This is a genomic window from Allobosea sp., assembly GCF_017308075.1.
GTDB lineage: Bacteria > Pseudomonadota > Alphaproteobacteria > Rhizobiales > Beijerinckiaceae > Allobosea.
Map to the genome: position 1 here is coordinate 112,447 of NZ_JAFKFX010000035.1, position 21,476 is coordinate 133,922.

The 21,476-nt window shown below is 66.9% G+C and carries 21 protein-coding genes; 18 read left to right on the forward strand and 3 right to left on the reverse strand.

From position 1 onward, the window contains the following. Nucleotides 1-50: 50 nt before the first annotated feature. On the reverse strand, nt 51-1,109 hold the full coding sequence (hemB, locus tag J0J10_RS17820; RefSeq protein WP_465247219.1) for a porphobilinogen synthase: 1,059 nt from the start codon (nt 1,107-1,109) through the stop codon (nt 51-53). A gap of 202 nt (nt 1,110-1,311) precedes the next feature. Here hemB and J0J10_RS17825 point away from each other — a divergent pair, with 202 nt between their 5' ends. The 5 genes from J0J10_RS17825 (at nt 1,312) to glyA (ending at nt 6,801) form a co-directional block, all read left to right on the forward strand. Beyond that, entirely contained in the window at nt 1,312-2,373 is a 1,062-nt protein-coding gene (locus J0J10_RS17825; protein ID WP_291647882.1) for an enoyl-CoA hydratase/isomerase family protein, read from the forward strand. Next, nucleotides 2,370-2,816 carry a DUF6163 family protein gene (locus J0J10_RS17830; RefSeq protein WP_291647884.1) on the forward strand — a complete coding sequence of 149 codons (447 nt, stop codon included), beginning with the start codon at nt 2,370-2,372 and terminating at the stop codon, nt 2,814-2,816. The genes J0J10_RS17825 and J0J10_RS17830 overlap by 4 nt, the downstream gene beginning before the upstream one ends. Nucleotides 2,817-3,023: 207 nt before the next feature. After that, nucleotides 3,024-3,536, forward strand: coding sequence for a transcriptional regulator LdtR (ldtR, locus tag J0J10_RS17835; protein WP_066474464.1), 513 nt, complete (start codon nt 3,024-3,026; stop codon nt 3,534-3,536). Nucleotides 3,537-3,792: 256 nt separating this feature from the next. Continuing rightward, nucleotides 3,793-5,034, forward strand: coding sequence for a L,D-transpeptidase family protein (locus J0J10_RS17840; protein WP_291640120.1), 1,242 nt, complete (start codon nt 3,793-3,795; stop codon nt 5,032-5,034). Between the two features lie 465 nt (nt 5,035-5,499). Then, nucleotides 5,500-6,801, forward strand: coding sequence for a serine hydroxymethyltransferase (gene glyA, locus J0J10_RS17845; RefSeq protein WP_291647886.1), 1,302 nt, complete (start codon nt 5,500-5,502; stop codon nt 6,799-6,801). A 23-nt stretch (nt 6,802-6,824) separates the two neighbouring features. On the opposite strand, the gene J0J10_RS17850 is transcribed toward glyA, so the two are convergent. Continuing rightward, nucleotides 6,825-7,775 (reverse strand): hypothetical protein, encoded by a 951-nt coding sequence (locus J0J10_RS17850; protein ID WP_291647888.1) that lies wholly within the window; start codon nt 7,773-7,775, stop codon nt 6,825-6,827. Nucleotides 7,776-8,048: 273 nt separating this feature from the next. Here J0J10_RS17850 and nrdR point away from each other — a divergent pair, with 273 nt between their 5' ends. The 9 genes from nrdR to J0J10_RS17895 all read left to right on the forward strand — a co-directional run bounded on the left by nrdR (nt 8,049) and on the right by J0J10_RS17895 (nt 17,355). Next, a complete protein-coding gene (nrdR, locus tag J0J10_RS17855; protein WP_291640114.1) occupies nt 8,049-8,558 on the forward strand; it encodes a transcriptional regulator NrdR in 510 nt (169 codons plus the stop codon). Beyond that, complete coding sequence (gene ribD, locus J0J10_RS17860; protein ID WP_291647890.1) at nt 8,551-9,681, forward strand: bifunctional diaminohydroxyphosphoribosylaminopyrimidine deaminase/5-amino-6-(5-phosphoribosylamino)uracil reductase RibD; 1,131 nt, start codon at nt 8,551-8,553, stop codon at nt 9,679-9,681. Before nrdR ends, ribD begins: the two co-directional genes overlap by 8 nt. Beyond that, nucleotides 9,681-10,328 carry a riboflavin synthase gene (locus J0J10_RS17865; RefSeq protein WP_291647893.1) on the forward strand — a complete coding sequence of 216 codons (648 nt, stop codon included), beginning with the start codon at nt 9,681-9,683 and terminating at the stop codon, nt 10,326-10,328. Before ribD ends, J0J10_RS17865 begins: the two co-directional genes overlap by 1 nt. 182 nt (nt 10,329-10,510) lie before the next feature. Beyond that, the gene (gene ribH, locus J0J10_RS17870) at nt 10,511-11,008 is read left to right on the forward strand and encodes a 6,7-dimethyl-8-ribityllumazine synthase (protein ID WP_291640108.1); all 498 of its coding nucleotides are present in this window, start codon (nt 10,511-10,513) and stop codon (nt 11,006-11,008) included. Then, nucleotides 11,005-11,472: a transcription antitermination factor NusB gene (nusB, locus tag J0J10_RS17875; protein ID WP_291640106.1), complete on the forward strand. Its 468-nt coding sequence runs from the start codon at nt 11,005-11,007 to the stop codon at nt 11,470-11,472. The genes ribH and nusB overlap by 4 nt, the downstream gene beginning before the upstream one ends. 164 nt (nt 11,473-11,636) lie before the next feature. Beyond that, nucleotides 11,637-12,635: a thiamine-phosphate kinase gene (gene thiL, locus J0J10_RS17880; protein ID WP_291647895.1), complete on the forward strand. Its 999-nt coding sequence runs from the start codon at nt 11,637-11,639 to the stop codon at nt 12,633-12,635. A gap of 36 nt (nt 12,636-12,671) precedes the next feature. Then, nucleotides 12,672-13,874: an MFS transporter gene (locus tag J0J10_RS17885; protein WP_291647897.1), complete on the forward strand. Its 1,203-nt coding sequence runs from the start codon at nt 12,672-12,674 to the stop codon at nt 13,872-13,874. 199 nt (nt 13,875-14,073) lie between these two features. Beyond that, on the forward strand, nt 14,074-16,230 hold the full coding sequence (locus tag J0J10_RS17890) for a sodium-translocating pyrophosphatase (RefSeq protein WP_291647899.1): 2,157 nt from the start codon (nt 14,074-14,076) through the stop codon (nt 16,228-16,230). Nucleotides 16,231-16,434: 204 nt separating this feature from the next. After that, nucleotides 16,435-17,355, forward strand: coding sequence for a DMT family transporter (locus J0J10_RS17895; protein WP_291647901.1), 921 nt, complete (start codon nt 16,435-16,437; stop codon nt 17,353-17,355). Between the two features lie 72 nt (nt 17,356-17,427). On the opposite strand, the gene J0J10_RS17900 is transcribed toward J0J10_RS17895, so the two are convergent. After that, on the reverse strand, nt 17,428-17,919 hold the full coding sequence (locus J0J10_RS17900) for an outer membrane protein assembly factor BamE (RefSeq protein ID WP_291636504.1): 492 nt from the start codon (nt 17,917-17,919) through the stop codon (nt 17,428-17,430). Nucleotides 17,920-17,967: 48 nt separating this feature from the next. Here J0J10_RS17900 and J0J10_RS17905 point away from each other — a divergent pair, with 48 nt between their 5' ends. From J0J10_RS17905 to J0J10_RS17920, 4 genes are all read left to right on the forward strand, one after another. Beyond that, the gene (locus tag J0J10_RS17905; protein WP_291647903.1) at nt 17,968-18,579 is read left to right on the forward strand and encodes a ubiquinol-cytochrome C chaperone family protein; all 612 of its coding nucleotides are present in this window, start codon (nt 17,968-17,970) and stop codon (nt 18,577-18,579) included. Continuing rightward, nucleotides 18,576-19,130, forward strand: coding sequence for a YceD family protein (locus J0J10_RS17910; RefSeq protein WP_291647905.1), 555 nt, complete (start codon nt 18,576-18,578; stop codon nt 19,128-19,130). Before J0J10_RS17905 ends, J0J10_RS17910 begins: the two co-directional genes overlap by 4 nt. 111 nt (nt 19,131-19,241) lie before the next feature. Next, nucleotides 19,242-20,306, forward strand: a complete 1,065-nt coding sequence (gene plsX / locus J0J10_RS17915; RefSeq protein WP_291647908.1) for a phosphate acyltransferase PlsX — start codon at nt 19,242-19,244, stop codon at nt 20,304-20,306. 17 nt (nt 20,307-20,323) lie between these two features. Then, complete coding sequence (locus tag J0J10_RS17920) at nt 20,324-21,301, forward strand: beta-ketoacyl-ACP synthase III (RefSeq protein WP_291636496.1); 978 nt, start codon at nt 20,324-20,326, stop codon at nt 21,299-21,301. Nucleotides 21,302-21,476 lie beyond the last annotated feature (175 nt).

The window sequence follows — 21,476 nt, forward strand, 5'->3', positions numbered from 1 at the left end:
GGAGATTCTCGGATCTGCGCTTCGCTGCGCCCGAGAATGACGGCTCTTGTTCAGCCGCGTTCCTTCAGCATCCGCGCGACCTTCGGCGCGAAATAGCTCAGCACCCCGTCGGCGCCGGCGCGCTTGAAGGCGAGCAGGCTCTCCAGCATCGCCTTGTCGCCGTCGAGCCAGCCATTATTGGCGGCGGCCATGATCATCGCGTATTCGCCGGAGACCTGATAGGCGAAGGTCGGTACCGCGAAGGTCTCCTTCACCCGCGCCACGACGTCGAGATAGGGCAGGCCGGGCTTGATCATCACCATGTCGGCGCCTTCCTCGAGATCGAGCGCCACCTCGGCGATCGCCTCGTCGGAATTGGCCGGGTCCATCTGATAGGTGCGCTTGTCGCCGATCAGCGTGGCATTGGTGCCGATCGCGTCGCGGAACGGGCCATAATAGGCCGACGCGTATTTCGCCGCATAGGCCATGATCTGGACGTCCTCGAGCCCGGCGCCGTCGAGCTCGGCACGAATCGCGGCGACGCGCCCGTCCATCATGTCGGAGGGAGCGATGACGTCGGCGCCGGCCTCGGCCAAAGCGAGGGCCTGCTGCGTCAGGATGTGGACGCTGGCGTCGTTCAGCACCTTCTCACCATCCATGACGCCGTCATGGCCATGCGAGGTGTAGGGGTCGAGCGCGGCGTCGCAGATGATGCCGATCTCCGGCACCGCCGCCTTGATCGCCCTCACCGCCCGGCACATCAGATTGCGGCTGTTCAGTGCTTCCGAGCCGGTCGGGTCGCGCAATTCGCGCTCGACGAAGGGAAAGGGCGCGATGGCCGGGATACCGAGCGCCGCGGCCTCCGCCGCCTGTCGCACCGCCTCGTCGATATTGAGCCGGTCGACGCCGGGCATCCAGGCGACGGGGGAACGCGCTTCGCGCGAATCCATCAGGAAGATCGGCCAGATCAGGTCGTCGACCGTCAGCAGGTTCTCGCGCACGAGGCGGCGCGACCAGTCGGCCTTGCGGTTGCGGCGCATGCGGCGGGTGAGGCCGAGGGAGGTCGAGGTCGGGGCCTCGACCAGTCTTGCTTGCGGGGCGGGAAAGGACCGCACAACCCGAGATGCCATGAACGCCTCCAACCTGCCCGACAGCAGTCTTGAGCGTTGCTTTAGCACATCGGAACCATTCCAAAACAGGTACTGGCGTCGCATGCCGGCCCGGCGTGTCGCGCCGTGCGCCCAGGCCCGGGCGGGGTGTCTGCCGCCTCGCGTTGACAAGCCCGGCCACGGCTTCCAGAACCGGAAGCGACAGCAGGATGGCATTTCGGACATGACGCAGGACCAGGAGATCATCTGCGAGCGGCGCGGTGCGGCGGGTTTCGTCCTGCTCAACCGTCCCAAGGCGCTCAACGCGCTGAGCCATGGCATGGTGCGCGAGCTTGCGCGCGCGCTCGACGCCTGGGAGAACGACCCGGCGGTGACCCGCATCGTCGTGACCGCCTCCGGCGAGAAGGCGTTCTGCGCCGGCGGCGACATTCGCGCCCTCCACGATTTCGGCAAGGCCGGCCGGCAGGACGAGATGCTCGCCTTCTGGCGCGAGGAATACATCCTGAATGCGCGGATCAAGGCCTATCCCAAGCCCTATATCTCGCTGATCGACGGCATCGTCATGGGCGGCGGCGTCGGTATCTCGCTGCATGGCAGCCATCGCGTCGCCGGCGAGCGCTATCTCTTCGCCATGCCCGAGGTCGGCATCGGCTTCTTCCCGGATGTCGGGGCGACCTTCGCGCTGCCGCGCCTGCCGGATGCCGCCGGCGTCTACCTCGCCTTGACCGGTGACCGTGTCGGCCAGGGCGATGCGCTGGCCTTAGGTCTGGCGACGCATGCCGCCGCCTCGGCCCGCATGGGCGAGCTCGCCGAGGCACTGACCGGAACCGCGCCGGTCGACGAGATCCTCGCCGCCTTCGCGCAGCCGGTCGCGCCCGGCAAGCTCTTCGCCGAGCGCCAGGCCATGGCCGCCGCTTTCGGCGCGCCGACGCTGGCCGGCATCCTCGCGCGTCTGGAGGCGGGCGCCGCCGCAGGCGAAGCCTTCGCCACCAAGGCGCTCGCCACCATCAGGGCGAAATCGCCGACCAGTGTCGCCATCGTCTTCGAGCAGATGCGTCGCGGTGCATCCCTCGATTTCGCCGGAGCCATGGCGCTGGAGTTCCGAATCGTCTCGCGTATCGCCCATGGCCAGGATTTCTATGAGGGCGTCCGGGCGGTGGTGATCGACAAGGATCAGGCCCCGGTCTGGCAGCCGGCCAGCATCGAGGCGCTCGATCCGGCGGCTGTCGAGGCCCATTTCGCGCCGCTGGGGGCGACTGAACTCGTTCTGGGCCGCCCGGCGTGAGCCTGACGCGCGAGAGCGATGTCCTGCGCAGCCAGTCCGGCGGCGCTGCCGGTGAGGGCAAGTCCGGCGGCAGGCGCTGGCGGACGATGCTGGTCTGGCTGCTGCGCCTGCTCTCCGTCGCCTGGATGGCGAAGGGGCTGCTGCAATGGGCCGTGATCCTCGGTCTCGGCGCCGATGCCGTCCCCCCCTTCGAAGCGCGTCCGCTGACCTTCCAGGCGATCACCGTCTATTTCGCGGTGTTCGATCTCGTTGCCGCCGTCGGCCTCTGGCTGACCGCGACCTGGGGCGGCGTGCTCTGGCTGCTGGCGGCGATGAGCCAGCTCCTGCTCGGCTTCTTCTTCCCGCGCTGGCTGCCGCTCTCGCCGGTGCTGATCGGCAGCTATGTCATGCTGATGCTGGCCTATTTCGTAGCGACCTGGGCGGCCGAAAACCAGGAGGACTGAACGCGCTGCGGCCGCTCGAATGCGAGTGGCCATGGTAAGAAACGCTTTAGCTTAAGGGATTTGCGGTTCATTTCGCATTCACCCAAATGGGTAAATCCCTGATTCATCCTGATATTTAAACTCGTTTTCATCCGCCCTCCCTATGGTGTCTCTCAGAAGCGGACCGGGAGACAAATCCTGGCCGGTATACAACAGGCGGGATATACCATGAAAAGCAACGTAAAGACTGCGGCTCCGGCCGTGTCAGAGGAAGTTCAACTCAAGGTGAAGCCGCTTTATCTTGAGTCGCTCACCTTGGTGGAGCGCCTGCATCGGCGTCTGCTCGATGTCATCAAGGACGAATTCGAGCGTCGCAACCGCGACGACGTCAACAGCGTCCAGGCCCTGCTGCTCTACAATATCGGCGATGCCGAGCTCAGCGCCAGCGAGTTGCGGACCCGCGGCTACTATCTCGGCTCGAACGTGTCCTACAACGTCAAAAAGCTGGTCGAGCTCGGCTTCCTGCACCATGCCCGTTCGCGGATCGACCGGCGTTCGGTGCGCATCAGCCTGACCGAGAAGGGCCACGAGGTGCACAACCTGGTGAAGGGCGTCTATGACAAGCACGTTCGCACGGTCGAGCAGATCGGCGGCATCGCGACCGACGATTTCGAGCGCATGAACAACGCCCTGCTGCGTCTCGAGCGCTTCTGGACCGACCAGATCCGCTACAAGCTCTGAGGCCGCGCGCTGCCGTCCGATCCGCAAATCCCCCCGGCCGGAGGGCCGGGGTGCGCCGCTGCGACTGCCGGCGATAGCCCGGCACCGATCAAGCACAATTGAACGCGACGCAACGTCGCCCCAAAAATGCCGCTCTCATCATAGCGTGTTAACTGTGGTAGGGGATCGTCCCCAGCAACCAGCGCGGCCCGGCCGTGCTGAAGGGGCGGGTTTCGTCCCGCTTTATGTTGACTGCGAAGTCCGAGGGGTACGATCGATGCCGCATATCAGCCTGACGCGTCGCGAGACGGTGCTGGCCCTGTTTTCGAGCGCCGCCGCCGGCGTCAGCCTGCCGGCTTTCGCCCAGCAGGCCGAATGGCGCCAGAACTACGATGCGGGCGCCCGCAATGTGGTGCTGCGCTCCTCTACCCCGATGCTGTCCCCGGCGGCGCTCGCCGCGACCGAGCAGGCGATCGCGAACTATCGCGATCTCGCCGCGCGCGGCGGCTGGCCGGCACTGCAGGTCGGTGATCGTCTCGCCGTGGGCTCGAAGGGGCAGGGCGTCGTGCAGCTGCGCCAGCGCCTGATCATCACCGGCGATCTCGATGCGTCGGTCGGAACCAGCAATGTCTTCGATTCCTATGTCGAGGGCGGGGTGCGCCGCTTCCAGGCACGCATGGGCCTGTCGACCACCGGCAGCGTCAACCGCGCCACCCTGAACGCGCTGAACGTGCCGATCGAGCGGCGTATCCGCCAGCTCGAGACCAACGTCGTCCGGCTGCGCACCTGGTCGGGCAATCTCGGCAACCGCTACGTCGTCGCCAATATCCCGGCGGCTGCGATCGAGACCGTCGAGAACGGCCATGTCGCGACCCGCCACGCCGCGGGCGTCGGCAAGGCCGACCGCCAGTCGCCGCTGCTGCAGACCAAGATTCCCGAGGTCAATTTCAACCCGACCTGGACCGTGCCCGCATCGATCATCCGCAAGGATCTGATCCCGATGATGCGCAAGCAGCCGGGCTATCTCACGGAGAACCGGATCCGCATCATCGGCCCGAGCGGCGAGATCGCGCCCGAGCGGGTCAACTGGAACTCGGACGAGGCGACGCGCTACACCTTCCGCCAGGATCCGGGCGGCGAGTTCAACTCGCTCGGTTTCGTGCGCATCAATATCCCCAGCCCGCATGGCGTCTACATGCACGATACGCCGGCCAAGGGCATTTTCGGCGACGATTTCCGCTTCGTCTCCTCGGGCTGCATCCGCGTCCAGAACGTGCGCGACTACATCACCTTCCTGCTCAAGGAGACGCCCGGCTGGGATCGCGCCAAGATCGACGAGACGATCCAGTCCGGCGAGCGCATCAACGCCCGCATCGCCAACCCCGTACCCTGCTACTGGGTCTACATCACCGCCTGGGCGACGCCCGATGGCGGCGTGCAGTTCCGCGAGGACATCTACAACAAGGACGGGCTCGGCCCGGTCCCGGTCGCCCGGCTCCAGGGCGAGCAGGACATCTGAGCAGGTCTTTCCTGCCGTCCAGTTGATAAGGGCTCCCGGACAGCTGTCCGGGAGCCCTTTCTGTTGTCAGTGTTCTCTTCGGCACGTTCGATCCCGCCGTCAGACGAAATTGTCGGCGATGATGTAGCCGAGGATCGAGATGCAGCTCATCACGATCGCGATTTCGAGAAGTCCGAAGCCCATGGTCGCCTCCGCCGCTGGATGAGCAACGCCCGGACTTCGTCATGGTTCCGCCGCTGAGACGGCGAAATTGCGACGGCGCTTGTAGCGGACTCTTCTGACGCGACGACGGCACGCACCGGTTGCGCCTCTACGGCGACAAAACCGCATTCCCCTTTTGCCGGGCATGGTCTAAGCACGCGCCAGCGCCGGGCAAGGGTTGCGCCGGCCTCGCGACCAAGCCAAACGGACGCGCCTCGGGTCGGCACCGTGCCGGCCGCAGGCGGCGCGTCGATGGAGCAGACCATGAGCCGTGACGCCGCCCCCGAGAAGCATCTCTCGAACTCCTTCTTCGCCGCTTCGCTCGCCGATCGCGATCCCGAGATCGCCCGCGCGATCGAACTCGAGCTCGGTCGCCAGCGCGACGAGATCGAGCTGATCGCCTCCGAGAACATCGTCTCGCGCGCCGTGCTCGAGGCGCAGGGCTCGGTGATGACCAACAAATATGCCGAGGGCTATCCCGGCCGGCGCTATTATGGCGGCTGCCAGTTCGTCGACATCGCCGAGAAGCTGGCGATCGAGCGTGCCTGCCGGTTGTTCGATTGTGGGTTCGCCAATGTCCAGCCGAACTCCGGCAGCCAGGCCAACCAGGCCGTGTTCATGGCACTGATGCAGCCCGGCGACACCTTCATGGGGCTCGATCTCGCCGCCGGCGGCCATCTCACCCATGGCGCGCCGGTCAACCAGTCGGGCAAGTGGTTCAAGGTCGTGCCCTACGGCGTCTGCGTCGTCGACCAGCAGATCGACTATGACGCGATGGAGCGCCTCGCGGTCGAGCACAAGCCGAAGCTCATCGTCGCCGGGGGCTCGGCCTATGCCCGTCATTGGGATTTCGCCCGCTTCCGTGAGATCGCCGACAAGGTCGGCGCCTATTTCATGGTCGACATCGCCCATTTCGCCGGTCTCGTCGCCGGCGGCGCCCATCCCTCGCCGTTCCCGCACGCCCATGTCGTCACCACCACCACGCACAAGACCCTGCGCGGTCCGCGCGGCGGCATGGTGCTGACCAATGACGAGGCGATCGCCAAGAAGATCAACTCGGCGGTGTTCCCGGGCCTGCAGGGCGGGCCGCTGATGCATGTCATCGCCGCCAAGGCCGTGTCCTTCCACGAGGCGCTGCAGCCCGAGTTCAAGACCTATGCCCATGCCGTCGTCGCCAATGCCAAGGCGCTGGCCGAGACGCTGAAGAGCAAGGGCTTCGACCTCGTCACCGGCGGCACCGACAACCATCTGATGCTGGTCGACCTGCGCTCGAAGAAGATCACCGGCAAGGCCGCTGAGGCCGCGCTGGGACGCGCGCACATCACCTGCAACAAGAACGGCATCCCCTTCGATCCGGAGAAGCCGATGGTCACCTCCGGCATCCGCCTGGGCACCCCGGCGGCGACCTCGCGCGGCTTCGGCATCGCCGAGTTCCAGCGCGTCGGCGAGCTGATCGCCGAGGTGCTCGACGGGCTTGCTGCGAATGGCGAGGAGGGCAATGCCGCGGTCGAGCAGGCGGTGAAGGCCAAGGCGCAGGCGCTGACGGCGCGCTTCCCGATCTACTGAGCAGGCTCCGGCCGGGGCGATCTTTAGGGGAACGTCCCGGTCAGCTTGATCATGAACAGGTTCTCCGGTCCGCCGGGCGCGTCGCCCCGGCCGGTCCGGCTGAGTTCCGCGCTGAGGTCGAGCCCCTTCGTGACCTTGTAGCCGGCCGCGGCGCTGCCGCCGAACTGCCCGTCCTTGACCTGTGCGGCGACCGCGACGTTGAAGTGATCCTCCGTCGCGCTGAGCTTGAGGTTGAGATCGACGGTCGGCTTGCTGACGTCCTTCTTGACGATGCCGGTGAGGTCGAAGGAGCCGTATTTGACCATGACCTCGCCTTCCACCTTGTCGATGGCCGCAGATCTGGTCACCACCTGAAGCGAGAGATCGAGCTTCAGCCTGTCCCATTTCAGCTTGCCGGTCAGCTTGGCGCCGACGAGTTCGGCCGTCGGGTCGAAGACGATGCCGCCGACGCCGAGCTTCAGCGCGCCGAGCTTGACGACCTCGAACTGCAGCTTCTCCAGCTGCTGCAGGCCGAGCGTCACCGCTCCGCTGTTCGGCTTGGTGACGAACAGTGCCGCGCCTGCGCCGAGCGCGAGCGCCGCGCCGACGACATAGACGACGCCTTTGTGCTGATCGACCCAGACGCCGAGCGCTGACGAGCCGGCCGCCTGCTTGAAGGCATCGACCTGCTTCTCCAGGGATTTGTACGCCGACGATTTCTTGATCTGCTTGAAGTATTCGTCGGCGGCCTTGGACAGAACATCGTCGCCGATCGAGCGGAGTTTCTGGATGTCGTCCGGCGAGAGCTGGGTGGTCTGGCTCTTGAGTTTGGCATTCGCGAAGCTCAAGAGCCCCTTCTGGGCGGTCGCCAGCACGACCGGGCTCTTGAGGATCTCGGCGAGACGTTCGGGAGACCTGTGGATCTCGCTGTCGAGAAGGTCGAACGCCAGCACGACCAGGCCGCCGAAGGCGTCGCCCGTAGTGTCGTTGGACATCTGCAAAACTCCGATTGGCGAGCGATGGGGATCGGCAGGCAGCGCAAACGGTGAAGGGCAGGCGGGTCGCAGGTTCCATCTTGGCATGAGAAGGCAGCTCGCCCTGCGTCTTTTTTGCGAGGTGCTTCCCTTCATCGGTCATAGCGCCATGCGATATTGCGCTTGCCCCCTTGCCGCCGCCCGGTCGTTTTTCGCTGGCCTGCGACGGCATGGCTGGGGCAAGGAAGGGCCGCGGACGGTATCGTCCCTCAAGCAACCCTCGAGGCCCAAGGTATGCGCTGTCCTTATTGCGGCTCGCTCGACACCCAGGTGAAGGATTCGCGGCCGACCGACGATCACGCCTCGATCCGGCGCCGGCGCGTCTGCCCGGATTGCGGTGGCCGCTTCACTACTTTCGAGCGGGTGCAACTGCGCGAGCTCACCGTGGTCAAGCGCTCGGGCCGGCGCACCGCCTTCGATCGTGACAAGCTGCAGACCTCGATCGAGGTCGCTTTGCGCAAGCGCGCCGTGGCTCCCGAGCGTATCGAACGGCTGGTCAACGGTATCGTGCGCCAGCTCGAAAGTTCGGGCGAGGCGGAGATCATGAGCTCGACCATCGGCGAGCTGGTGATGGAAGGGCTGAAATCGCTCGACGACGTCGCCTATGTCCGCTTCGCCTCGGTTTACAGGAATTTCCGCGAGGCCCGCGATTTCGAGGAGCTGCTCGGCCAGCTCAGCAGCGATGAGGGGGAGGGCGAAGCCGAGCCCGTCGGCGAAGGGGCCAGGCCGCGCGACGATGTCTGATCGCGACGAGATCGACCGCGCCTTCATGCGCCAGGCGCTGGAACTCGGTGCGCGCGGCCTCGGCCAGACCTGGCCGAACCCATCGGTCGGGGCCGTGGTGACCCGCGATGGGCCGGAGGGACCGGTCGTCGTCGGGGCCGGCCACACTCAGCCTGGCGGCCGACCGCATGGCGAGGCGATGGCCTTCGAGCAGGCCGGTTCCGCGGCGGCAGGGGGCACGCTCTATGTGACGCTGGAGCCCTGCTCGCACCGGACCCTGCGCGGCGGCACCCCTTGCGTCGAGCGCACCCTGCTCGCTGGCGTGCGCCGCGTCGTCTCGGCCATGGACGATCCCAACCCCCGCATCGCCGGGCTCGGCCATGCACTCCTGCGCAGTTCCGGGGTGGAGGTGGTCACCGGCGTGCTCGAAGATCAGGCGCAGCGCAGCCATTGCGGCCATGTGCTGCGGGTCACGCAGGGCCGGCCGATGGTGACCTTCAAGGTGGCGCGTACCGCCGACGGCTTCGCCGGCGGGGCAGGGCGGGCCCGCATCAGGATTTCCTGTCCGGAAGCCGGTGAATGGGTTCACCGCGAGCGTGCCCGTTACGACGCGATCATGCTCGGTATCGGCTCCGTCCTTGCCGATGATCCGCTCCTGACCGTGCGGCTCGCCGGGCTGGAGATTCGTTCGCCGGTCCGGGTCGTGCTCGATTCCAATCTGCGCCTGCCGCTGGATTCCCAGCTGGTGCGCGGCGCCGGCGAAGTGCCGGTCTGGGTGATCGCGGCAGAGGACGCGCCGGTCGAGGCCGAGGCGCGCCTCGTCGCCGCCGGCGTCGAGGTGATGCGCGTCGGACGCGCCGCCGACGGCCATCTCGATCTCGGCGAGGCGCTGCGGCTGCTCGCGGCACGCGGCATCACCCGGGTCTTTTCCGAGGGCGGGCCGACCATCGGTGAAAGGCTGGCGCTGGCCGGCTTTGCCGACGAGGTCATCGTCTCGACCTCGCCGATCGTGCTCGGCGAAGCCGGCGTCGTCGCCGTGCGGCCGGGCCTTGCGGCGCTGCTCGCCGATCCCAAGATGTACGCCATCGCCGAAGCCGGGATCATCGGCCAGGACCGTTTCCAGCACTTCACGAGGATTGCCTGATGTTCACCGGCATCGTCACCGCCATTGGCACCGTCACCCAGGCGCGGAAGATGGGGCCGAGCCTGAAGCGGCTCGCCATCTCCTGCCCTTGGGAGGCAGAGGGCATCGAGATCGGCGCATCGATCGCCTGCGCCGGCGTCTGTCTCACCGTGACCGCCCTGAGCCCGCGCGAGGATGGCGAGCCGGGCTGCGTTTTCCAGGTCGAGGCTGCGGCCGAGACGCTGTCCAAGACCTTGGTCGGCGACTGGGATGTCGGGACGCCGATCAATCTCGAGCGCTCGCTGAAGATGGGCGACGAGCTCGGCGGCCATCTGGTCACCGGCCATGTCGACGGCGTCGGCAGGATCATCAAGGTCGATGCCATCGCGCCCGATCCGGATGAGCCCTGGGGGGCGACGGCGCGCTTCCATATCCGCGCGCCGCAGGGCCTCGCCCGCTTCATCGCGGCCAAGGGCTCGATCTGCCTCGACGGCACCTCGCTGACCGTCAACACAGTCGAGGACGACGTGTTCACCGTCCTGCTGATCCCGCATTCCTTCAGTGTCACCACCTGGGGGCAGCGCAAGCAGGAGGACGGCGTTCATGTCGAGGTCGATCTGATGGCGCGGTATGCCGCGCGGCTTGCGGAGGCGCGCGGGCAGGGCTAAGAGCCGGTCCTGCCTCAGCCCTCATCCTGAGGAGCCGCGCAGCGGCGTCTCGAAGGATGGTCCAGCGCGCTCTGGACCATCCTTCGAGACGCCATTTCTGACGAAACGGCTCCTCAGGACGAGGGCTTGATTGCTTTCGACCTGGTCGAAGGCGCCTCGACGATACCAGAAGGAATTCCCGCATGGCCGGACCCCGGCAATCATCGGCTGCCTCAGCCGCCCCGCTCGACGGCGCACGCGTCCTCGTGGTCGAGGCCCGCTTCTATGACGGCCTCGCCGACGAACTGCTGCAGGGCGCGCTCGCCGTGCTCGAAAAGGCCGGCTGCCGCGTCGATCGCGTCACCGTTCCCGGCGCGCTCGAGATCCCGTCTGCGATCGTCATCGGCTTGCGTGCCGCCGACGAGGCTGTCGATCCCTATGAGGCGGTGGTCGCGCTCGGCACCGTGATCCGGGGCGAGACCGGTCATTACGACATCGTCGCCGGCGAGAGCTCGCGCGCGTTGATGGACCTCTCCGTCGCCTTCGCCCTGCCGCTCGGCAACGGCATCCTGACCGTCGAGAACGAGGCCCAGGCCTGGGCCCGTGCCAATCGTTCCGAGATGGACAAGGGCGGCGGCGCGGCTGAAGCTGCGCTCTCGGTGCTGCGCTACAAGCGCTCGCTGGTGGAGGAGTCGAAATGAGCCGGGCCGAGATGCGCCGCGGCGCCCGGCTGGCGGCCGTGCAGGCGCTCTACCAGATGGAGGTCGGCGGGCGCGGCGTGGTCGAGGCCATGGCCGAGTTCGAGCATTTCTGGATCGGCAAGGAGGTCGAGGAGATCGAGCTGCCGAAAGCCGAGCTGAATTTCTTCCGCGACCTGCTCGGCGGCGTCGTCAGCGAGCAGCGTCTGGTCGACCGCGCCGTGGACGATGCGCTCGCCGCGGGCTGGCCGCTGAAGCGCGTCGAGGCGGTGGTACGCGCGGTGCTGCGCGCCGGTGCCTATGAGCTGGCCTTCCGCAAGGACGTGCCGGCGCGCGCCGTGATTTCGGAATATGTCGCGGTCACCCGCACCTTCTACCAGGGCGAGGAGATCGGCATGGTCAACGCCGTGCTCGACAAGCTCGCCCGCGAGTTCCGCGCCGAGGAATTCGACGTCCCGGCGGCGTGAGCAGGAGGGCAACCTCCGAGCCCTCATCCTGAGGAGCCGTTCCGCCAGGAGCGGCGTCTCGAAGGATGAACCAGATTGCACCCTTGGCATCCTCTGAAGCATCCTTCGAGACGCCGCTTCGGGGCTCCTCAGGGTGAGGGCTGCACTTGGCAAGTGAGATCGCAATGTCGAGAGAAGACGCGCGACCCGGTGAATTCGAGCTGATCGCCCGGCATTTCGCCCCGATCGCCGGCCGTGACGGCCTCGGGCTTCTCGACGATGCGGCGCTGCTGCGGCCGGCGCGGGGCTACGAGCTCGTCGTCACCGCCGACGCGCTGGTCGCCGGCGTGCACTTCTTCCCGGACGACCCCGCCGGCTCGATTGCGCGCAAGGCGCTGGCGGTCAACCTCTCCGATCTCGCCGCCAAGGGCGCGCGGCCCGACGGTTTCGTGCTGACGCTCGCTTTGCCCAAGGGCTGGGCCGAGGATTGGCTCGCAGCCTTCGCCCAAGGGCTCGCGGCTGTCGCGGGCGAGGCGGGCTGCCCGCTGATCGGCGGGGACACGGTCTCGACGACCGGCCCGCTGACGCTTTCGATCACCGCCTTCGGCAGCGTGCCTGCCGGGCGGATGGTGCTGCGCTCGGGCGCCAAGCCCGGCGATCTCGTGCTGGTCACGGGGACGATCGGCGATGGCGCGCTCGGCCTGCGGGCGCACGGCCCGGACAGGCCGGGTTGGGTCGCCCGCCTCTGCGAGGCCGACCGCGCCTTCCTGGCCGATCGCTATCTGCATCCGCAGCCGCGTCTGGCGCTCGCCCAGGCCCTGCAGCTTCATGCCTCGGCGGCGATGGACGTCTCGGACGGGCTCGTCGGCGACCTCGGCAAGCTGCTCGCAGCCTCGCGCGTCGGCGCCGAGATCGAGCTCGACACGGTGCCGCTCTCGGCCGCGGCCCGCAATGCCGTCATGGCTGATCCCGCATTGGCGGAACTGGCCTGGACCGGCGGCGACGACTACGAAATTCTCTGCACGGCGTCCGAGGTGGAATTTCCTTCCCTTGCCGCCGCGGCGCAGGCGGCAGGACTCGGTCTTGCGCGCATCGGCCGCGTTACGGCGGAGGCAGGGACCGTGCGATACAGCGAGGCGGGCAGGCCGCGCAGCTTTGCGCGAGGCTCCTTCGTTCATTTCTGAGAGCGGCCCCGGCCGCGGAAAGTCGGCGGCCTGCAAATGAACCAGCATGTTCCGGTGAGCGACGACACCCTGGCGAAGCGCAATGCGGTCGTCCTCGCCTGCGCCCAGTCGCTCGGCGGCGCCAGCCCCGCCATCGTCGTCTCGCTCGGTGGCATCGTCGGCTCGCAACTCGTTACCGACCAGGCCTTCGCCACCGTACCGGTCAGCCTGATGCAGCTCGGCATCGCCTGCGGCGTCATCCCGGCGGCGATGTTGATGCGCCGGCTCGGCCGCCGCAACGGCTATCTGATCGGGGCGCTGATCGGCATCGTCGGCGCCAGCATCGCCGCCAGCGGCACCGGCAGCCGGTTGTTCTGGCTGTTCTGCATCGGCACCTTCCTCTGCGGTGTCTACGGCTCCTTTGTGCAGAGCTATCGCTTCGCCGCGGCCGACACGGCGAGCGAAGCCTTCAAGCCGCGCGCCATCTCCTGGGTGATGCTCGGAGGGCTGGTCGGCGGCGTGATCGGCCCGCAATCGGTCTATTGGACGCGCGACCTGACGCCGGCCGCGCCCTTCGCCGCGAGCTTCCTGGCGCAGGGCGGGCTCGCTCTGCTCGCCGTCGGCGTCATCCTTCTGCTGCGCGCTCCGCCCGTGGTCGAGAAGCGCTCCGGCGGCGGCCGGCCGCTCTCCGAGATCATGCGCCAGCCGAAGTTCGTCGCCTCGGTGACGGCGGCGCTGGTGGCCTACGGGCTGATGAGCTTCGTGATGACCGCGGCGCCGCTCGCCATGGTCGCCTGCGGCCATTCGATCGGCGATGCCGCCCTCGGCATCCAGTGGCATGTGCTCTCGATGTTCGGGCCGAGCTTCTTCACAGGGCGCCTGATCGCCCGCTACGGCAAGGAGAAGATCACCGCGCTCGGCCTGCTGCTGACCGCCGTCGCGGCTATCGTCGGCCTTTCCGGGCTCAGCGTTGCGCATTTCTGGATCGCGCTCGTCCTGCTCGGCGTCGGCTGGAATTTCGGCTTCATCGGCGCGACCGCGCTGGTCACCGACTGCTATCGCCCGGAGGAGCGGGTCAAGGTCCAGGCCGCCAACGATTTCCTGGTTTTCGGCTCGGTCGCCATCGCCTCCTTCTCGGCCGGCGGCCTGCTCAGCGCCGGCGGATGGGACAGCGTCAACTGGCTGGTTTTCCCGCCGGTGGCGGTCGCGCTCGTCCTGGTCGCTTGGCAGGGTCTGCGCCGCCGTTCCGCCGCCGCCTGACAAGCCTGCCGAATTGTCAGTTGTCGGGTTTGCGATTCCGTCGGAAACTTGGCAACAATTCGGCAGACACTGGCGATCGGCGCTACGGGCGCGATTCTAGAGCCCGGAAGAGCAGTCCCTGGCGTTCAACAGACCGGCGACAAGCCGGCTCCGTCGGGGCGTCCTGCCCCAGATGCAGATCTCAGGGACAGGAAAGTCGATGTCGGCCTTGCTCATCATCATACTTCTGAGTGCGCTTTCGATCGTCTACGGCATCTGGGCCTATAGCGACGTGATGAAACGCGACGCCGGCAATCAGCGCATGCAGGAGATTTCCGGCGCTGTCGCAGAGGGCGCGCAGGCTTATCTCAAGCGGCAATACGTCACCATCGCCATGGTCGGCGTCGTGCTCTTCGTCGGCCTCACCTGGCTGCTCGGGGCCTATGTCGGCATCGGCTTCCTGATCGGCGCCGTGCTTTCCGGCGTCGCGGGCTTCATCGGCATGAACGTCTCGGTGCGCGCCAATGTCCGCACCGCCCAGGCGGCGATGCAGTCGCTCGGCCAGGGGCTCGACGTCGCCTTCAAGGCCGGCGCGGTCACCGGCATGCTGGTCGCCGGCCTCGCTCTGCTCGGCGTCGCCGTCTATTACGGCTTCCTGACCTCGATGAAGGGCTTCGCGCCCTCCAGCCGCGTCGTCATCGATTCGCTGGTGGCGCTCGGCTTCGGCGCCTCGCTGATCTCGATCTTCGCCCGTCTCGGCGGCGGTATCTTCACCAAGGGCGCCGATGTCGGCGCCGACCTCGTCGGCAAGGTCGAGGCCGGCATTCCCGAGGACGATCCGCGCAATCCGGCGACCATCGCCGACAATGTCGGCGACAATGTCGGCGACTGCGCCGGCATGGCCGCCGACCTGTTCGAGACCTATGCCGTGACCCTGGTCGCGACCATGGTGCTCGCCGCGATCTTCTTCGCCGGCCAGCCGGTTCTCAACACGATGATGCTGTATCCGATGGCGATCGGCGCGGCCTGCGTCGTGACCTCGATCATCGGCACCTTCTTCGTCAAGCTCGGCGCCAACCAGTCGATCATGGGCGCGCTCTACAAGGGCTTCATCGCCGCCGGCGTGCTCTCGATCGGTGCGATCGCGGCGGTGACGCATGTGATGTTCGGCGGCTTCTCGGCCCAGTTCACCACGGGGCAGGGCGTCGCCTTCACCTCGGGGGGCCTCTTCGCCTGCTCGCTGGTCGGTCTCGCCGTGACGCTGCTGATCGTCGTCATCACCGAATACTACACCGGCACCGGCAAGCGCCCGGTGGTCTCGATCGCCCAGGCCTCGGTCACCGGCCACGGCACCAACGTCATTCAGGGCCTTGCGGTGTCCCTGGAATCGACGGCGCTGCCGACCATCGTGATCATCGCCGGCATCATCGTCGCCTATGGCCTCGCCGGCCTGTTCGGCATCGCCATTGCCACCACCGCCATGCTGGCGCTCGCCGGCGTCGTCGTCGCGCTCGACGCCTTCGGCCCGGTCACCGACAATGCCGGCGGCATCGCCGAGATGGCCGGCCTGCCCAAGGAGGTCCGCCAGTCCACCGACGCGCTCGATGCGGTCGGCAACACCACCAAGGCGATCACCAAGGGCTATGCGATCGGCTCGGCGGGGCTCGGCGCGCTGGTGCTGTTCGCCGCCTATACCTCGGACCTCAACTACTTCGTGGCCGAGGCCAACAAGGCGGGCTCGACGACCTTCCAGTACTTCAAGGGCGTCAGCGTCGATTTCTCGCTGTCGAACCCCTTCGTCGTCGTCGGCCTGCTGCTCGGTGGCCTGATCCCCTTCCTCTTCGGTGGCATGGGCATGACCGCGGTGGGTCGCGCCGCCGGTTCGGTCGTCGAGGAGGTGCGCCGGCAGTTCCGTGAGAAGCCGGGCATCATGGCGGGTACGGAGCGGCCGGACTATGCCCGCGCCGTCGACCTGCTGACCAAGGCGGCGATCAAGGAAATGATCGTGCCTTCGCTGCTGCCGGTGCTCGCACCCTTCGTGACCTTCTTCGTCATCAACGCCATCGCCGGCAAGAACCAGGCCTTCGCGGCGGTCGGCGCCATGCTGATGGGCGTCATCGTCACCGGCATCTTCGTCGCGATCTCGATGACCTCGGGCGGCGGCGCCTGGGATAATGCCAAGAAGAGCTTCGAGGACGGTTTTGTCGACAAGGACGGCGTGCGCCACATGAAGGGCTCGGAGGCTCACAAGGCCTCGGTTACCGGCGACACCGTCGGCGACCCCTACAAGGACACGGCCGGCCCCGCCGTGAACCCGGCGATCAAGATCACCAACATCATCGCGCTCCTGCTGCTCGCCATCCTGGCGCATAGCTGAGCGGCGAGACCCGCCTGAACAAGGCCTGGCCCCGCGGAGCGATCCGCGGGGTTTTTCTTTTGCTCGCAATATCTTACGCGCTGAAATGGAATCAATTCGCGAGGCAGCTGAATCAAGCTCCGAGCCTACGGCCAGATCCGTAGCGTTCCTGCACGACCGGCCTGTCGCCAGCTGTCATGGTCGGCCCGATCCAAGGAGAGCCCGATGACCGCCCCAGCCGCTTCAGCCCCTGTACGCTCCGGACACGCGACGGACATTGCCCTGCTGCTCGTGCTGGCGACACTCTGGGGCGCCTCCTACAGTTTCATCAGGCTTGGCGTCGAGACGATCCCGCCGTTGACGCTGATCGCGGCGCGCACCCTGATCGCCGGCGCGATTTTGCTTGTCGTCATCCACTTGCGCGGACTCGCCCTGCCGCGCGAGCCCGTGATCTGGCGGCGATTCCTGATCCAGGCCTGCCTGAACAGCGCCGTGCCCTTCACGCTGATCGCCTGGGCCGAGACCAGCGTCGAGGCGGGCCTGGCTTCGATCCTGAACGCCGGCTCGCCGATCTTCGCTTTCCTGCTGAGCCTGTTGTTCTTCCGCGCCGAGGCGGCCGCCGGGCGCAAGCTCTTCGGCGTCGCCGCCGGCATGCTCGGGGTCTGCCTGATCATCGGCGTCGAGGCGCTGTCGGGTTTCGGCCGCGAGCTCTGGGCGCAGCTTGCTCTGGTCGCGGCCGCGGCCTGCTATGGCGGCGCGGCGCTGTTCGGCCGCAACTTCAAGGGGCTCGATCCGATCATGCCGGCGGCGGGCTCGCTGATCTGCGGCGCTGCGATCCTGATCCCCTTCAGCCTGCTCGTCGACCGGCCTTGGACGCTCGCGCCGTCGGCCAGCTCGATCCAGGCGCTGCTGGCCTTGTCGGTATTCTCGACCGCGCTCGCCTTCATCATCTATTTCCGGCTGATCGACCGGCTCGGCACGGTCGGGGCGACTTCGGTCGCCTATCTGCGCGTACCGACCGGCGTCGCCATCGGCGTGATCTTTCTCGGCGAGCGCCTGAGTCCGACCGCCTGGGCCGGGCTCGCGCTGGTCGTGATCGGCGTGTTCGCGATGACACTGCCGGGGCGCAAGCCACCAACGAGTTGAGCGAGCGCTGATCACAGAAAGTCCTGCGGCAGCGCCTCAGGGCTTTTCTGTTTCGCCGTTGAGCAGGTTTGCTCAGGAGCCGAGCGGATTGAACTTGGTGACGCCGCGGAACAGGTTGCGCAGGAAGCTCTGCTCCTCGCCGCCGGTCGGGGTGGTGCGGCTGATGAAGTCGAAGATCACGCCGTCCTGCAGGCCGTAATTGGCGATGCGCTCGACCTTGAAGGCTTTGTTGAAATAGATCACCAGCACGCGCTGGTCGATCACCGTGAAGTCCTGGAACTGGAAGCGGCGGCGCACGGTCTGGCTGATGTAGTAGAAGGTGCGGTTGCCGACGGTCGAGGTCGTCGAAGGCGTGCCGAGCGTGGTCAGCACCGTCTGCACATCCATGCCCGGCCTGACCTTGGCGATGAGATCGTCATCCATGACGAAGCCGCGCGTGAATTCTTCGTTCAGGCCGGCGGAGGTCGGGACGCGAAAGCCGAGATTGGTGCCGCTGCAGGCGGCGAGCGGCAACATGGCGGCGAGCGAGCCGATCAGGACAGTGCGGCGGGTCGGAGCAGTCATGCGGAGAGGGTCCAACGGCAGGCACGCGACAGCGAGGCCGCGCTTGTCATGAGGGGTATGCTTGGCGTAACGCCCGAGCATGGCTTTGGCAAGGCGAGCGCAAACAGCGGGGTGGCGGCGGTGATTTTCGGTCTGTTCGGCAGAAGGACCGACCGGATGGTGCCGGTCAACGCCTTGCTCGGGCGTATTGTCGCCGCTTCGCGCGAGCCCGCGCTCTATCTGGAAGGCGGCGTGCCCGATGATTTCGAGGGTCGCTTCGAGGCTCTGACGCTTCATGTCTTCCTGGTCCTGCGGCGGCTGCGCGAGCTGCCCGAACCGGCGGCGGACGTGGCCCAGGACCTCGTCGACGCCAATTTCAGCTATCTCGAGCTCGGCTTTCGCCAGGGTGGCGTCGGCGATGTCTCGGTGCCCAAGCGCTTGAAGAAGATCGGCCGCAGCTTCTATGGCCGGGTCGGCGCCTATGAGGAGGCGCTCGCGGCCACGGCCGGGCCCGACGCACTCGCCGTCGCGCTGAGTCGGAACATTGCGCCACAGGCTGATGCCGAGGCGCTCGCCCGCCATGCTCGTGCCGTAGCGGCACAGTTGGCGACCCTCGATCTCGAGGGTATCCTCGCCGCCGATCCGATTTTTCCCAAGTTCGAGAGCAGCCTGTCCAAATGAGTTCCGCCAGCAAGGACGCGTTGCCGCTGCGCCATCCCGTTCGCGTCGAGACCATCACGCTGCGGCCGATGACCTTCGAGCTCGCGGCGCCGCAATCCGATTTCGCCACGATCGCGCGCCATCTCGGCGTCGCTTCGCTGGAGTCGCTGAAAGCGAGCTATTCGCTGTCCCGCAATGGCGATCGGGTCAAGCTCGAAGGCAAGATCGGCGCGGCCTTACACCAGATTTGCGTCGTCACGCTCGAGGCCTTTCCCGTCGCGCTGACCGTGCCGGTCAAGCTCGACTTCCTGCCGGAGGCGGAGATCGCCGCCGCGGCCGGGGCCGACCAAGGCGAAGGCGAGATCGACATCGAAGTCCTGCTCAATGAGGAAGATCCGCCGGAGCCGATCGTCGACGGCGTCATCGATCTCGGCGCGATCACCCTCGAATTCCTGGCGCTGGCGCTCGATCCCTATCCGCGCAAGCCCGGCGCCAGCTTCGACGAGCTCGCGCCCGAAACTGCCCCCGAATCGCCTTTTGCGGCGCTGGCACGCCTGAAGGGGGAGGAATGATCCCGGCCCTGGTCGCCGCTTTTTCTTGCGGCTCGCGTTCAACTCGCTATTGTCCGGCCGCGTCGAGCCGCTCCAGCCAGGGGCGCCGCCCCTGGAACTGATCGCCTCCTCATGACACGTCCGGTTACACTCGCGCTCGATGCGATGGGCGGCGACCACGGTCCGTCCATCGTCATCCCCGGCGCCGCCCTCACGCTGGAGCGCCGCCCCGACGCCAAATTCGTGATCTTCGGCGATCAGGCGATCGTCGAGCCGCTGCTCGCCGCGCATCCCAAGCTCAAGGCCGCCACCGTCTTCCACCACACGGACGTCTCCGTGAAAATGGACGACAAGCCGAGCCAGGCGCTGCGCTATGGCCGCTACAAATCCTCGATGTGGCGCGCCATCGACGCGACCAAGACCGGCGAGGCCGATGTCACCATCTCGGCCGGCAACACCGGCGCGCTGATGGCGATGTCGAAATTCTGCCTGAAATCGATGCCGCAGGTCGACCGCCCGGCGATCGCCTGCCTGTGGCCGACGGTACGCGGCGAGAGCGTCGTGCTCGATGTCGGCGCGACCATCGGTGCCGATGCGCAGCATCTGGTCGATCTCGCCGTGATGGGCGCGGCCATGGCGCGCGTCGTCTTCGACATCGATCGTCCGAGCGTCGGCCTGCTCAATGTCGGGGTCGAGGAGATCAAGGGCGTCGAGGCGGTCAAGGAAGCCGGCCGCATCCTGCGCGAGGCCAATCTCGCCCATCTCGACTATCAGGGCTTCGTCGAGGGCGATGATCTCGGCAAGGGCACGGTCGACGTCGTCGTCACCGAAGGTTTCACCGGCAATATCGCCCTGAAGACCGCCGAGGGCACGGCCCGGCAGATCGGCGAATATCTGCGCGCCGCGATGAGCCGGTCGCTGATGTCGAAGATCGGCTATCTCTTCGCGCGTGGTGCCTTCTCGGCGCTCAAGGACAAGATGGACCCGCGCAAGGTCAATGGCGGCGTCTTCCTCGGCCTGGAAGGCATCGTCATCAAGAGCCATGGCGGCACGGATGCGATCGGGTTCGCCAGTGCCGCCGAAATGGGCTACGAGATGGCACGAGAGAACCTGATGGCGAAGGTGCGCGAGATGGTCGCGGCGACCTCGCGCCCGGATGCAAGCCCGAAGAGCATGCAGACGGCCGTCAGCGAATAGGGAAGAGAGACGCTCCTTTGTCCATCCTGCGATCCGTCCTGCGCGGCTGCGGCTCCTATTTGCCGGCGCAGATCGTCAGCAACGCCGATCTGGCCAAGAAAGTCGACACCACCGACGAGTGGATCGTGCAACGAACCGGGATTCGCGAGCGTCGCGTCGCGGCCGAGGGCGAAACCACTGCGACGCTCGGGCTGAAGGCGGCGCAGGCCGCGCTCGCCGATGCCGGTATCGACGCCAGCGAGATCGATCTGATCATCGTCGCGACGGCGACGCCCGACAACACCTTCCCGGCGACCGCGACGCAGATCCAGGCCGATCTCGGCATCACGCATGGCGCGGCCTTCGACCTGCAGGCGGTCTGCTCCGGCTTCGTCTTCGGCCTCGCCACCGCCGACAAATTCCTGACGAGCGGTGCCGCCAAGGCGGCGCTGGTCATCGGCGCCGAGACCTTCTCGCGCATCCTCGACTGGGAGGACCGCACCACCTGCGTGCTCTTCGGCGATGGCGCCGGCGCCGTGGTGCTCACCGCCGAGCAAGGCGAAGGCACTTTGGCCGATCGCGGCGTACTCACCACCCATATCCGCTCCGACGGGCGCTACAAGAACAAGCTCTATGTCGATGGCGGGCCCGGCTCGACCAAGACGGTCGGGTTCCTGCGCATGGAGGGCCGGGAGGTCTTCAAGCACGCGGTGATCAACCTCGCCGAGACCGTGCGCCACACCTTCGAGGAGACCGGGCTTTCCGGAGACGATATCGACTGGTTCGTGCCGCATCAGGCCAATCGCCGCATCATCGACGCCACCGCCCACAAGCTCGGTATCGGCGAGGACCGGGTCGTCATCACCGTCGATCGGCATGGCAACACTTCGGCGGCCTCGATTCCGCTTGCCCTCGCCGAAGCCCATGCTGATGGGCGGATCAAGCGCGGCCAGCTCGTGTTGATCGAGGCGATGGGGGGCGGCTTCACCTGGGGCTCCGCCCTGATCCGCTGGTGACCGCCTCTCGGCCTTTTAGCTAAGTTGTTTCGATTTATCGCTTTTTTTTGACGTAAATTGCTGGTGAATATCAAGAATTCAACCCTTGCGTGCGGCGCGAGGATTGACCGGAATGACCTTGGCGCCTAGAGCAGAAGGCGAAAATGCGGGGGCGGTCATCCAGAGCGCGCCCGTG

Coding starts and splice junctions, on each gene's coding strand:
- J0J10_RS17885 (WP_291647897.1), top strand. CDS start 12,672: ATGAACCAGCATGTTCCGGTGAGCGACGACACCCTGGCGAAGCGCAAT.
- J0J10_RS17840 (WP_291640120.1), top strand. CDS start 3,793: ATGCCGCATATCAGCCTGACGCGTCGCGAGACGGTGCTGGCCCTGTTT.
- thiL (WP_291647895.1), top strand. CDS start 11,637: ATGTCGAGAGAAGACGCGCGACCCGGTGAATTCGAGCTGATCGCCCGG.
- glyA (WP_291647886.1), top strand. CDS start 5,500: ATGAGCCGTGACGCCGCCCCCGAGAAGCATCTCTCGAACTCCTTCTTC.
- ldtR (WP_066474464.1), top strand. CDS start 3,024: ATGAAAAGCAACGTAAAGACTGCGGCTCCGGCCGTGTCAGAGGAAGTT.
- ribD (WP_291647890.1), top strand. CDS start 8,551: ATGTCTGATCGCGACGAGATCGACCGCGCCTTCATGCGCCAGGCGCTG.
- J0J10_RS17905 (WP_291647903.1), top strand. CDS start 17,968: ATGAGGGGTATGCTTGGCGTAACGCCCGAGCATGGCTTTGGCAAGGCG.
- J0J10_RS17900 (WP_291636504.1), bottom strand. CDS start 17,919: ATGACTGCTCCGACCCGCCGCACTGTCCTGATCGGCTCGCTCGCCGCC.
- J0J10_RS17865 (WP_291647893.1), top strand. CDS start 9,681: ATGTTCACCGGCATCGTCACCGCCATTGGCACCGTCACCCAGGCGCGG.
- plsX (WP_291647908.1), top strand. CDS start 19,242: ATGACACGTCCGGTTACACTCGCGCTCGATGCGATGGGCGGCGACCAC.
- J0J10_RS17895 (WP_291647901.1), top strand. CDS start 16,435: ATGACCGCCCCAGCCGCTTCAGCCCCTGTACGCTCCGGACACGCGACG.
- J0J10_RS17850 (WP_291647888.1), bottom strand. CDS start 7,775: ATGTCCAACGACACTACGGGCGACGCCTTCGGCGGCCTGGTCGTGCTG.
- J0J10_RS17910 (WP_291647905.1), top strand. CDS start 18,576: ATGAGTTCCGCCAGCAAGGACGCGTTGCCGCTGCGCCATCCCGTTCGC.
- J0J10_RS17890 (WP_291647899.1), top strand. CDS start 14,074: ATGTCGGCCTTGCTCATCATCATACTTCTGAGTGCGCTTTCGATCGTC.
- ribH (WP_291640108.1), top strand. CDS start 10,511: ATGGCCGGACCCCGGCAATCATCGGCTGCCTCAGCCGCCCCGCTCGAC.
- hemB (WP_465247219.1), bottom strand. CDS start 1,109: ATGGCATCTCGGGTTGTGCGGTCCTTTCCCGCCCCGCAAGCAAGACTG.
- nrdR (WP_291640114.1), top strand. CDS start 8,049: ATGCGCTGTCCTTATTGCGGCTCGCTCGACACCCAGGTGAAGGATTCG.
- nusB (WP_291640106.1), top strand. CDS start 11,005: ATGAGCCGGGCCGAGATGCGCCGCGGCGCCCGGCTGGCGGCCGTGCAG.
- J0J10_RS17825 (WP_291647882.1), top strand. CDS start 1,312: ATGACGCAGGACCAGGAGATCATCTGCGAGCGGCGCGGTGCGGCGGGT.